This is a genomic window from Idiomarina sp. UBA3162, from assembly GCF_002364475.1.
Lineage (GTDB): Bacteria > Pseudomonadota > Gammaproteobacteria > Enterobacterales > Alteromonadaceae > Idiomarina.
Map to the genome: position 1 here is coordinate 82,266 of NZ_DEYI01000057.1, position 11,691 is coordinate 93,956.

Annotated in this window: 10 protein-coding genes; 8 read left to right on the forward strand and 2 right to left on the reverse strand. The window is 47.1% G+C overall.

Features of this window, described 5'->3' with window-relative positions:
* The first annotated feature begins 2 nt into the window (after nt 1–2).
* From B2X00_RS07320 to putP, 6 genes are read left to right on the forward strand one after another with little or no spacing between them, the layout of a single operon-like run.
* Nucleotides 3–1,625 carry an ABC transporter substrate-binding protein gene (locus B2X00_RS07320; protein ID WP_290486798.1) on the forward strand — a complete coding sequence of 541 codons (1,623 nt, stop codon included), beginning with the start codon at nt 3–5 and terminating at the stop codon, nt 1,623–1,625.
* Complete coding sequence (locus B2X00_RS07325; protein ID WP_290486800.1) at nt 1,622–2,650, forward strand: ABC transporter permease; 1,029 nt, start codon at nt 1,622–1,624, stop codon at nt 2,648–2,650. The genes B2X00_RS07320 and B2X00_RS07325 overlap by 4 nt, the downstream gene beginning before the upstream one ends.
* Nucleotides 2,637–3,530 (forward strand): ABC transporter permease subunit, encoded by an 894-nt coding sequence (locus tag B2X00_RS07330; RefSeq protein WP_290486802.1) that lies wholly within the window; start codon nt 2,637–2,639, stop codon nt 3,528–3,530. The genes B2X00_RS07325 and B2X00_RS07330 overlap by 14 nt, the downstream gene beginning before the upstream one ends.
* Before the next feature lies 1 nt (nt 3,531).
* Nucleotides 3,532–4,524: an oligopeptide/dipeptide ABC transporter ATP-binding protein gene (locus tag B2X00_RS07335; RefSeq protein ID WP_290486804.1), complete on the forward strand. Its 993-nt coding sequence runs from the start codon at nt 3,532–3,534 to the stop codon at nt 4,522–4,524.
* Nucleotides 4,521–5,333 (forward strand): ATP-binding cassette domain-containing protein, encoded by an 813-nt coding sequence (locus B2X00_RS07340; RefSeq protein WP_071463723.1) that lies wholly within the window; start codon nt 4,521–4,523, stop codon nt 5,331–5,333. Before B2X00_RS07335 ends, B2X00_RS07340 begins: the two co-directional genes overlap by 4 nt.
* Before the next feature lie 17 nt (nt 5,334–5,350).
* Entirely contained in the window at nt 5,351–6,874 is a 1,524-nt protein-coding gene (putP, locus tag B2X00_RS07345; protein ID WP_290486806.1) for a sodium/proline symporter PutP, read from the forward strand.
* 85 nt (nt 6,875–6,959) lie between these two features.
* Here the strand turns inward: putP and rssA are convergent, their stop codons facing one another.
* Nucleotides 6,960–7,934, reverse strand: coding sequence for a patatin-like phospholipase RssA (gene rssA, locus B2X00_RS07350; protein WP_290486808.1), 975 nt, complete (start codon nt 7,932–7,934; stop codon nt 6,960–6,962).
* Between the two features lie 87 nt (nt 7,935–8,021).
* Here rssA and B2X00_RS07355 point away from each other — a divergent pair, with 87 nt between their 5' ends.
* Together B2X00_RS07355 and B2X00_RS07360 are read left to right on the forward strand one after the other, a co-directional pair.
* On the forward strand, nt 8,022–9,236 hold the full coding sequence (locus tag B2X00_RS07355) for an EAL and HDOD domain-containing protein (protein ID WP_290486810.1): 1,215 nt from the start codon (nt 8,022–8,024) through the stop codon (nt 9,234–9,236).
* Nucleotides 9,237–9,253: 17 nt separating this feature from the next.
* Nucleotides 9,254–10,573, forward strand: a complete 1,320-nt coding sequence (locus B2X00_RS07360) for an anti-phage deoxyguanosine triphosphatase (RefSeq protein WP_290486812.1) — start codon at nt 9,254–9,256, stop codon at nt 10,571–10,573.
* Between the two features lie 71 nt (nt 10,574–10,644).
* Here B2X00_RS07360 and recA read toward each other — a convergent pair.
* Nucleotides 10,645–11,691 (reverse strand): recombinase RecA (gene recA / locus B2X00_RS07365; RefSeq protein WP_290486814.1); only part of this gene is annotated, 1,047 nt, incomplete at its 5' end.

The window sequence follows — 11,691 nt, forward strand, 5'->3', positions numbered from 1 at the left end:
CAATGTCTAAACAGTCGATTTTAGTCACTGCTTTCACTAGCTTTTTTCTATTCAGTTGCAGTGAGCAGACAGATGTGCCGGAACCGTTGCAAAACGGGCTTATCTATTGTTCTGAAGGAAACCCCGAGAGCTTCAATCCGCAACGCGTTACTTCTGGCACCACTGTCGACGCCACGGCCTCACAATTATACGACCGATTAATCGATTACGATGCAGAACAGCAAGCGTTTGTCAGCGCTTTGGCAACAGACTGGCAAGCACTCGACAATGGCCAGCGCTACCGTTTTAAGTTGCGCCAAGGGGTTACTTTTCATAGTACCGATTATTTCACGCCCACACGCACCTTTAATGCAGACGATGTGGTGTTTAGCTTTCGTCGCTGGCTTGATAGCGAGGCCCCATATCATTCAGTCGGCGGGGGCTTTTATCCTTTCTTCGCAGCGACTGGGCTCGATCAACTCATCAGTGATGTTGAGAAAGTCGACCCCTACACTGTGGATATCGTACTTACCCATCCCGATAGTTCATTCTTAGCGAATTTAGCCACCGACTTTGCAATAATTTTATCGAAAGAATATGCCGATCAATTAACCTTAAAAGGTCATCAAGCACTGATTGATAAACAGCCGATTGGTACAGGCCCATTTAAATTTGTGGCGTTTAAAAAAGATTATCATATCCGTTATCATCGCCACGAAAACTATTGGCGCCAAGGACCAGAAATTGAACGGTTAGTTTTTTCCATCACACCTAACGCAAATAAGCGAATGCTTAAATTGGTGACCGGCGAATGTGATGTGATTCCGTATCCTTTGGTAAGTGAGTTAAAATCACTCAACCGAGAAGAGATCGAAGTGCGCTCTGAAGTGAGTCCGAACGTTTCGTTTTGGGCGTTTAACACGCAGCGGCCACCTTTTGACGACCCACAAGTACGCCAAGCGCTCAGTTACGCCATTAACCGCAAGGCGATCATTGATACCATCTATTATGGTAACGCGGAGCTCGCCGAATCCATTCTTCCGCCCACTTCATGGGCATCTACAGATGCTGAACTTGAATATCAATATAACCCCGACAAAGCGCGCAAAATGCTCCGTGAAGCAGGCATACAGCCAGGGTTCAAGATGGACATCTGGGCGATTCCAGTGCAGCGGGTCTATAACCCTAACGCTCGCCGAATGGCTGAGTTGATGCAGTCTGATTTAGCCGAAGTCGGCGTCGATGTACGCATTATAAGTTATGAATGGAACACCTTTAGGCGGCGTCTAAGCCGTTCTGAACATGACTCTGTTTTGATCGGTTGGTATGCCGATAACGCCGATCCAGATAACTTTTTCCGGCCGCTACTAAGCTGTGCTGCGGTCGCGAGTGGCAGTAACCGCGCTAACTGGTGCCACACAGGGTTTGATCAAATTCTGTATCAGGCTATCTCAACCACAGATAACGCAGAGCGAAAGCAACTTTACCACGCCGCACAACAATTGTTGATGCAACAACAGCCTTTGCTACCCATAGCGCACTCGATGCGTTATCAGGCACAACGCGAGTATGTAAAGGGTGTTGAGTTGCCCCCTTACGGTGGAATTAGTTTCCGCTTAGCAGGTAAGGAGCAACCGGCCCAATGACACGTTATCTAATGACTCGCTTGTTCTATTTCTTCCTCGCACTTTTAGTATTGAGTGTTGTGACCTTTGCGCTCAATTGGCTTTTCCCCGGCGACCCACTCACTAATATGAGTGGCATACGAGAGGGACAAGCCGCATACGAGGTGACATTAACAAGTCGCAGTTTCGACAGTACTATCATCCAGCAATACTTGAATTACCTCGAACACATTGTTCGACTTGATTGGGGGGTATCGCTCTCCACGGGTACCGATGTTTGGCAGGATGCGGCCACATATTTAGTTGTGAGCGCTGAACTTTTGCTATTAAGCTTTTTAGTCGCTGTAGTCATTGGTATGCCACTGGGCATGCTTGCCGCCAACTACTTCCGCCACAATATCGATAAATTCATTTTGACTAGCGCCATGACGGGTTACTCAATACCCGTGTTTTGGCTAGCTCAGTTGCTTATTTTATTGTTTGCGGTACAAATTGAGTGGTTACCCATCACTGGGCAGATCAATCCATTGTATGCTATCGATTCTATTACAGGCTCGGTCATCATTGATATTCTGTTGAGCGACAGCCAATATAAACTTGCCGCATTACAGGATGCGATATTGCATCTGGTGCTTCCCGTGCTGACATTATCGAGCCTGCCCTCGATGTTATTACTAAGAATCACCCGCAACCAAACTATAGAAGTGCTTCAGAAACCTTACGTAAAGGCAGCTCGGGCACGGGGTTTAAGCCAACAACGTTTGTTGTTTAGGCACGCTTTGCCTAACGTTTTACAGGACGTATTGCCGCAAATGACATTTATTTTTGGTTTAATGATGGCGAACCTAGTGATTGTTGAGCATATTTTTAACTGGCCTGGAGCAGGCGCATGGTTGCTAAAAGCAATTATTGAGCGCGATTATCCCATTATTCAGATGGTGTTATTTACACTAATGGCACTGATATTGGTGCTTAACTTGCTTGTTGAAGTTTACCGTGGCTGGCGTTTCCCTATGACTCGAGAAGAGCGATATGGCGGATATTGAACTTTATTATCAAGAGCGCAATCCATCGCCTCTACAGTTGGTGTGGTTTGCCTTTAAACGTCGGTTAGCGCCGATGATCTCACTATGGCTGCTCGGTAGCTTACTTATACTGGTTATTTTAGCGCCAGTAATCACCCCTTATTCGGCAAACGTTCAGTTTGTTGATGCCATTTCCTTACCGCCTAGCTGGACGCACGACGGTAATATGCAGTTTTTGTTTGGTACTGATGACCTTGGCAGAGACATGCTATCGCGACTACTGATTGGAGGTCGCTTCAGCTTTGGTCTTCCTATCGTCATTGTTATCTTAGCTTCGACCGTCGGTATCTTTATCGGCGCCATGGTGGGCGCTGATACCCAGTCTAAATTGCGCATCTTAGGACGCACACTGGACCGGTTACTAACAATTCCCTCGTTTTTGCTAGCGCTCGTGTTGATCGCCATACTCGGCGCCGGCTTAGGTAATGCAATTATTGCAATTACACTGTCGTTGATTCCCCAATTTATCTATGTAACACGCAACGCGGTTTACCAAGAGTGGCAAAAAGATTATGTCACCGCATCGCGCTTAAACGGTTGTAGTAATACGTACTTGATGTATCGCGTTATTCTACCCAATATTACGCCGAGCTTGGTAATGCAGCTGACTGTCGCATTATCTGTTGCGATTATGGATATTGCTGCCCTCAGCTTCTTAGGCTTGGGTGTGCAAAGCCCAACACCTGAATGGGGTAGTATGTTGGCGCGCAGCTTAGACGAGGTCTATTTGTCGCCTTGGAGTATGGTGCTTCCTGGCATATCACTGTTTATCACTATTATGGCCATTAATGTCGTTGGTGACAGCTTACGTCGTGCCATCAAACAACGCATGGACACCTGATATGGACCTATTAGATATTCGCAATCTGACTATCGAGATGGACGGTCCTCATGGCCGAGTGCGCGTTCTCGATAAGGTCAGCTTGCAGCTCAAAGAGGGTGAAGTGCACTCATTGGTCGGCGAATCCGGCTCGGGTAAAAGTTTGCTCGCGAAAGCCGTGATTGGTGTGCTGAACCCACTTTGGGACGTCACCGCTGACCGGTTATGGTGGAATGGAAAAGATCTGCTAGCGATGACGCCGAAGCAGCGCCGTGCAATTACTGGGCGTGACATGGCAATGATTTTCCAAGATCCCCTCGCCTATCTCGATCCCAATTCTACGGTAGCAGAACAAATTACCGAAGCTATCCCAGCCGGCGATGTGACCGGTACTTTTATGCACCGCCGCATTGATCGAAAAACACGCGTAGCGCAGTTGCTACACCGCGTCGGCATTCGTGACCATGATGCGATTATGCAAAGCTATCCCTATGAGTTATCAGAAGGCGTTGCACAAAAGGTCAGTATCGCTATTGCGATAGCTCACCGTCCTAAATTATTGATTGCCGATGAACCTACAACCGCGATGGAGCCATCCACTAAAGACCAGATCCAACGTCTACTAGGTAAATTAGCAGTCAGTCAGAACATGTCGGTACTTTTAATTACTCAAGACGTGGCATCGATCTTACCCGCCACACAGCGGGTTTCTTTGCTCTACTGCGGACAAATGATGGAGCACGGTGATACTGAAACTATTTTAAACCGCCCTGCTCATCCGTACACCGATGCCATGATAAAAATGAGCCTACAAGCGCACGCTGAACTGGAACCAAAATCTAAATTACCGAGTTTACCGGGAGCGGTTCCCACGTTGCGTCATATGCCCATCGGTTGCCGACTTGGCCCCAGATGTCCTTACGCGCAAAAGCAATGCGTTAAGGCTCCACTGGTACGCCATCGTGAAGAGCAAAGTTATTACTGTCATTTTCCGCTAAATGAGCCAGAATCATGAGCCACTTACTCGAAGCTGTCGACTTATTTAAGACCTTTAGGCCTCGCAGAGCTTGGCCCTGGAGTAAAAAGTCAGTGGCGTTAGAACCGACGTCTTTTACGCTTGAGGCAGGCCAAACCCTCGCTATTATGGGTGAAACAGGCTCTGGTAAATCAACGCTTTCTAAGATTATCGCAGGCGTTGAAGCGCCGACTGGCGGCGAACTTTATTTAAATGGTCAAAAACTTAACTACGCTCAATCTAAGCGTCGGTGCCAAAACATTCGCATGGTTTTCCAAGACAGCGACAAGTCTCTCAACCAACAGCTAACGGTTGGACAACAACTGGAAGAGCCTCTCTTATTCAATCGCGACATGCCCAGTAGTGAACGAAAACAGTTGATTAATAGTACATTACGTAAGGTGGGGTTGTTGGCGGAGCATGCGGCATTTTATCCGCACATGTTGTCGACCGGACAAAAGCAGCGGGTGGCAATAGCGCGCGCCATTATTCTTGACCCGCAAATCGTCGTAGCTGACGAAGCGTTGGTCGCACTGGACCCATCTGTTAGAGCACAAATTATTAACTTAATGCTCGATCTTCAAAAAGATATGGGTATTTCATACATTATCGTGACACATTCGCCACAAATCGTGAAACATATTGCTGACAAGATCTTAATTTTATATCGTGGTAAAATGATCGCGTTTAATGAAACAGAACGTTTATTAACAGAGAAGCAACAACCTTACATTGAAGCGTTGTTGCACGAACACTTAACGAATCATTCTCAAATAACCGGTAACTCGAGCGCTAAGGTTACCGAATAACAAGACAGGAGTTTAATGTGGAAACAGGTACTCTGATATCGCTAGCGCTGTACTTTATGGTCATGCTAGGCATTGGCTTATATGCTTATAAAAAATCAACGGACTCTGTATCAGGCTATATGCTGGGTGGCCGTGGATTGGGACCGGCTGTGACAGCGCTGTCTGCTGGTGCGTCTGACATGAGTGGTTGGATGTTGATGGGTCTACCCGGAGCGATTTATGTTGCCGGCGTATCGCAACTATGGATTGCTGTGGGTTTGGTCATTGGCGCTTATCTCAACTACGTGATTGTCGCGCCACGACTGCGTACTTACACTGAAGTTGCAGATGATGCGATTACCATTCCGGATTATTTTGCCAACCGCTTTAATGATAAAGGACGTGCGCTACGTATATTCTCGTCAGTCGTTATCATTATCTTCTTCACTCTTTACACGTCAGCGAGTCTAGTTGCAGGGGGTAAGCTATTTGATAGCTCCTTCGGCATGGATTACACCACGGGCTTATGGGTAACCGCCGGCGTTGTCTGTGCGTATACCTTGTTCGGTGGCTTTCTCGCTGTAAGTATGACCGACTTTGTGCAAGGTTGTATCATGTTTGTCGCACTGGTGCTTGTGCCCATCGTCGCCTTCGCTGAGCTCGGTGGTTACAGTGATGTGGTCGGTCAAGTCAAAGATATTAATCCGCAGTTCCTCGACTTCTTTATGGATGGTTCGACTGGCGAGAGTCTCGCGGCACTCGGCATAATATCCCTGCTCGCCTGGGGTCTGGGGTACTTCGGCCAACCCCATATCATCGTGCGTTTTATGGCGATCCGTTCAGTGAGTGATATCAAGAACGCACGCCGCATTGGTATTAGCTGGATGTTCGTTTCAATCATCGGTGCCATGGCGACAGGCTTTGTTGGTATTGCCTATGTAGCCGAGACACAAATGACACTGAATGATGCGGAAACGATTTTTATCATTTTCTCACAGTTCTTATTCCACCCACTCATTGGTGGCTTCCTGTTAGCAGCGATTCTTGCGGCTATCATGAGTACCATCTCGTCGCAGCTGTTAGTGAGCTCAAGTTCACTCACGGAAGATTTCTATAAAGCCTTCTTGCGTAAAGATGCGTCGGAGAAAGAGTTGGTGGCTGTAGGCCGTATCTCGGTACTCGTGGTTTCATTGGTTGCCATTTGGCTGGCTTGGAACCCAGAGAACACCATTCTTTCGTTAGTGTCTAACGCATGGGCAGGCTTTGGTGCCGCATTTGGTCCTGTCGTTATCCTGAGCTTGTTCTGGCGCCGCATGAACCGTCATGGTGCCCTAGCAGGTATGCTTCTCGGTGCAATCACAGTACTTGTTTGGATTTATGGTCCAACCGTTGACGGTGAACACCTCAGCGCATACGTGTATGAGATCGTACCAGGGTTCATCATCTCAACCATCGCTATTATTGTCGGTAGTTTGGTAACCGCAGAGCCGGATCAAAACCTCCGTGATAAGTTCGATGAGATGGAAAAAATCATGGACGACCATTACCACACTGCGAAGTAAAACACTGTATTGATATATTGCAGTCAGATACTAAAAAGCCACCTTAACGGTGGCTTTTTTTATCGTGTTGATTAAAACAAACGGTTCAACCTCTGCGTTCTGCGAACAGCTGAATTTCTTCCATAATCAAACTTTCCATACGCTTGGTGGTTTCATAACCGATTTCAATACCTTCGTTACCTCGATCAAACTCCATAATACCGATGTGACCTAATTTAGGCTGGATCAGTATGTCAGGTGGGTCCCCTGCCATACGGGCTTTGGTGATACGCTCCTGCATAATGTCGATAGCGCCTGACATTACACTAAACATTCCCGGTGGCTTATTTGGGTTAGCTTTAAAACGGTCTTTCAAGTTGTCAATGTAATGCGTACTACTCGACAAGAAGTTTTCAAAAAAACCATGCTCGCCATCTGAGCGTTTTTGCTCCATTTGTTCCTTTTGAACCTGCTCAGCTTCTGTCTGTGGTGGAATTTTGCGACCGCGTTGTTCGACAGCGCGCGCATTTAACTGCGAGTTGAGGTGTACCGCAATTACAAAGTCGGCACCTAGCGCTCGACAAAGCGATACAGGAACAGGGTTGACAAGGCCGCCGTCGATCAGCCAACGACCATCAAAAGCCGTCGGAGCCAAAACACCGGGCATGGCACATGATGCGCGCGATGCATCATATAAGTCACCTTTGCGCAACCAAATTTCTCGACCACTATATAAATCAGTGGCAACCGCACCATAGGTGATTGGCAAATCTTCTATCTTTTTGGCGCCAAATTGCTCTCGCGCCACATTAAATACCTTTTCACCACCAATTAGCCCACCTTGGTTAAAACCAAAATCAAGAAGATTCCAAACTTCCCAGCGCCCCATGTTGAGCACCCAGTCTTCGATTTCCTCCAACCGACCGGATGCGTAGCCGGCGCCGACAAGCGAACCGATAGAGGTGCCGGCCACCATATTGATATGCACACCCATTTCTTCTAACGCTTTTATCACACCGATGTGAGACCAACCACGAGCTGCGCCCGATCCAAGTGCGAGCGCTACTTTCACTTCTGACATTTAGCGACTTCCCAATGATTAACAATGTGAGTAAACTGTACAAACTATCATCTAGGATAGAGTATTTATAAGCTCGGAGTCTACTCAGTGTTTTTTTACGTTGCACGGCAACCCATCTTAACTCAAGACAAACAATTGTACGGTTACGAACTGCTATTTAGAGATGGACCTAATAACGCGTTTCCTAACGTCACCTCTGATGAAGCAACTTTACGTCTTGTTGATGGTGGTGAATTCAATACTGGGATCCGCGAGCTCACGGATAATCATCACGCGTTTGTAAATTTTTCCGAACAGGCGATTATCGATCGCTTGCCTCGTTTACTGCCCTGTAAAGGCACCGTTGTTGAATTACTCGAAACTGTTTCGCCGTCAGACTGTGTATTCGAAGCGGTTAAGGAACTGAAATCTGAAGGCTATCAAATTGCACTGGATGACTTTGAGTATTCAGCGCAGTGGCAACGATTTTTACCCTACATTGATATCATCAAAGTGGACTTTCGCGCATTATCGATGATTCAGATTCGTCAAATACTTAAACAACTAAGCGCGTTTAACGGTCAATACCTTGCCGAAAAAATAGAAACACCAGACGAGTTTTCGCAGGCGCGCGAGTTGGGCTTCAGCTTATTTCAAGGTTATTTTTTCGCGCGTCCAGAAATGATGCAACGACGCGCACTAAGCTCTTCCCAAACCGTGTGTGTGCGCTTGCTAGAGCTCACCAGTGATGCCAACTATCAGGTTGATGCTATCGCTGATTTAATAGAGCAAGATGTTGGCTTGACCTATAAGCTGCTCAGGTTTGTTAACTCAGCATTTTTTAAACGCCAATCAGAAATACACTCAATTCAGCAAGCCATTGTTAGGCTCGGTCAGGCTGAACTACGTAAGTTTACCGCTTTAATAGCCACAGCAACCCTCGCCGAGGGGAAACCTGATGAGCTCATCAAGCTGTCGTTCGTTCGCGCTCGATTTATGGAGCAGTTGGCGCTACACAATAAAAACTACGGTGCAGACGCTGCAAGTGCGTTCCTTACTGGTTTGTTATCAAAGTTAGATGCCATGATGGATAACGATTTGAACGCCATCCTCTCAGGCGTCGCAATTGCGGCTGAAATTAAACGTCCGCTTATCGAAGGCAAAGGACCGCTCAGCTTTTTCTTAAAAGCTTGTGAAGCTCTAGAAACAACAGACTGGGCTAAACTTGAATTGATTGCGGAACGGTTGAGAGTAGAGTCAAAGACGCTCGTACTCTATTATCAACAGGCTCAAGCTTGGGCTCGAGAAATCGGGAGGCAGTAACTATTAAGGACATCAACATGCGCTCATCGGAATGGCTATCACGCTACGCTCCGACTCCACACCGCCACGGCGATACACGCTCGGCCTTTCAACGCGATAAGGCGCGTATTCTTCACTCAGCTGCATTTCGTCGACTACAAGCAAAAACCCAAGTGATGTATATCGGCATGCACGACTTCCCGCGCACGCGATTGACACACTCATTAGAGGCGAGTCAGATCGGCTCGAGTTTAGTGGCTCATTTAAGCCAGCAGCAGCCGCAAATCAGTAAAACATTGGGTTTATCCAAGTCATTAATCGAATCCCTTTGTCTTGCTCACGATATCGGTCACCCACCGTTTGGACACGGTGGCGAAATCGCACTTAACTATATGATGCGTCATCATGGCGGGTTTGAGGGTAACGGACAGACATTTAGGATTGTCACTCAAATTGAAGCATATACTCCCAACGCGGGTATGAATTTAAGTCGTCGTACGCTGCTTGGTTTGCTCAAGTATCCAGTGTTGATGTCGTCGGCGCGACGCGAGATTTTACCCGATGATGTCACTCATTTCCGTCATCTACCGACCCGTCAATGGCTACCCGCAAAAGCGCTCTACGATGATGATACAGCCGCATTAGATTGGTTGCTTGACCCGCTTTCTGAAAGCGATCGCGCTCGCTTTGGCCAATTTAGCGAAATGCCAACCACCGATCGTCATGGTCGCAGTGCATTTAAAAGCGTGGATGCGTCCATTATGGAGATTGCGGACGATATCGCATATGGTGTGCATGATCTTGAGGACGCGATTGTCGTTGGTTTGATAAACCGTGAGTTATGGTTAGAGCAAATGTTCCCCAAACTACAAGAGCTCGCGTCTTCGTTGGCCGACTTTGATGCAGTGGAACTGACTGACCATTTGTTCTCAAGTCATCATTATGAACGCAAAGCGGCCATCGGTAGTTTGGTCAATCGCATACTTACCTCGACTCGATTAGTGTCTCAGGATGAACAGTTTGAATCTGACTTGCTAGCCTATAAAGCGCAGCTCGCGGAAACCGAACAGCAGCTGTTGAATGCTTTAAAGCACTTCATTTTTACGTTCGTAATAAGAAAACCTGAGATGCAAGTTCAGGAGTTTAAAGGCCAGCAAATTGTAATGGAGCTGTTCGATGCACTGTCCGTAGAGCCTGAGCGCTTATTGCCTGAAAATACCGCTTCGCGTTACCAAACAGCTAAGCGACAAGGTCTAAATGCGGCACGTGTCATTTCTGACTATCTTTCTGGAATGACCGACGCTTACGCGGCTAAACTGCATCAGGACTTGTTTTCCGTTCAACCGCCGCGTATATAGCGACTACGGAAGTGGATACACCGATACAAAAAAAGCGCCCTTTAGGCGCTTTTTTTCTTAACCTGCAACAATTAGCTCAATGACAGATCATCATCGGTATCGGCTTTAGCTTTTGCCTTGCCTTTATCTTTTGCGTCGGCAGCAGGCGCTTCCTCTTTATTTTTCTTAGCCGGCTTAACGAGTAAGAGTTCACGTAACTGAGCCTCGATCTCTTCAGCAATCGCGGGGTTCTCTTGCAAGAACTTCATCGCATTCGCTTTACCTTGACCAATTTTATCGCCTTTATAGCTATACCAAGCACCCGCTTTATCGACAAGCTTATGCTTCACACCTAAGTCCACCAACTCGCCTTCTTTAGAGATGCCACGACCATACATAATCTGGAAGTTGGCTTCTTTAAACGGTGGCGCTACCTTGTTTTTGACGACTTTAACACGTGTTTCATTACCGACCACTTCGTCGCCTTCTTTAAGCGCACCTGTACGACGGATATCTAAACGCACAGAAGAGTAAAACTTCAATGCATTACCACCGGTTGTGGTTTCAGGGTTACCAAACATCACGCCAATCTTCATACGTATTTGGTTAATAAAGATACATAAGCTGTTCGACTTTTTGATATTAGAGGTCAGCTTACGCAGTGCTTGCGACATCAAACGGGCTTGCAAGCCAACGTGGCTATCGCCCATTTCGCCCTCAATCTCTGCCTTAGGTGTCAACGCTGCAACTGAGTCGACAATCACCACATCAACGGCACCTGAGCGGACTAACATGTCACAAATTTCTAACGCTTGCTCACCTGTATCCGGTTGAGAAACCAACAAGTCATCTACACGTACGCCAAGCGCCTCTGCGTAAATCGGATCTAATGCATGCTCTGCGTCGACAAACGCACACGTTTTACCTGCTTTTTGCGCTTCGGCGATGACCTGTAAAGTCAGCGTTGTTTTACCACTCGATTCTGGACCGTAGATTTCAACTACTCGTCCAAATGGCAAACCACCGATACCTAAGGCGACATCTAGGCCTAGCGAACCAGTTGATACCGATGCGATGTCCATCGTTTGGTTGTCACCCAAACGCATAATAGAACCTTTACCAAACTGACGTTCGATTTG

Bases quoted from the DNA above. Each gene is read 5' to 3' on its own strand.
- B2X00_RS07320 (WP_290486798.1), top strand. From the start codon at position 3: ATGTCTAAACAGTCGATTTTAGTCACTGCTTTCACTAGCTTTTTTCTA.
- B2X00_RS07325 (WP_290486800.1), top strand. From the start codon at position 1,622: ATGACACGTTATCTAATGACTCGCTTGTTCTATTTCTTCCTCGCACTT.
- B2X00_RS07330 (WP_290486802.1), top strand. From the start codon at position 2,637: ATGGCGGATATTGAACTTTATTATCAAGAGCGCAATCCATCGCCTCTA.
- B2X00_RS07335 (WP_290486804.1), top strand. From the start codon at position 3,532: ATGGACCTATTAGATATTCGCAATCTGACTATCGAGATGGACGGTCCT.
- B2X00_RS07340 (WP_071463723.1), top strand. From the start codon at position 4,521: ATGAGCCACTTACTCGAAGCTGTCGACTTATTTAAGACCTTTAGGCCT.
- rssA (WP_290486808.1), bottom strand. From the start codon at position 7,934: ATGTCAGAAGTGAAAGTAGCGCTCGCACTTGGATCGGGCGCAGCTCGT.
- B2X00_RS07360 (WP_290486812.1), top strand. From the start codon at position 9,254: ATGCGCTCATCGGAATGGCTATCACGCTACGCTCCGACTCCACACCGC.